Raw genomic sequence first — 371 nt, 5'->3', positions numbered from 1 at the left:
TCGGCCATCATGAAGTGGTCGGGCTTGATACCGGTGACCTCCTCCACCGTGCGCATCGTGCAGCCCGGGTCCCGGCTGCCCTCACCGAGGCTCCGGTTGAAGCGGGCGCCCTGCAGCCCCGGGATCACCTTCTCCGTCCCGTCCTCCAGCTTCGTCGGACAGTCGGGGATGTCGACTATCAGGTCGCGCGGGATGCTGAGCGCGGTGGCGTTCGTGCGGTCCTTGGAGACGTGCAGCAGGATCGTGGTGTCGGCATGTCCCACGCTGCCCGCGTCCCCGTAGCCGTCGTTGCCCGAGCCGGTGCGCTTGTCGGTGCCGAGGACGAGGATGTTGAAGGCCTCGTCCTTGCTGAAGTCGCCCGAGCCCACGAG

1 protein-coding gene is annotated in these 371 nt (G+C 67.9%); it reads right to left on the bottom strand.

The features are described 5' to 3' along the window. Positions 1-371 (bottom strand): LCP family protein (locus J0695_RS42560; RefSeq protein ID WP_206970130.1); only part of this gene is annotated, 371 nt, incomplete at both ends.

It is taken from the genome of Streptomyces beijiangensis, assembly GCF_017315755.1.
Lineage (GTDB): Bacteria > Actinomycetota > Actinomycetes > Streptomycetales > Streptomycetaceae > Streptomyces > Streptomyces beijiangensis.
Note: the sequence above shows the minus strand (reverse complement) of the source record. Positions and strands in the feature narration are given on the sequence as shown.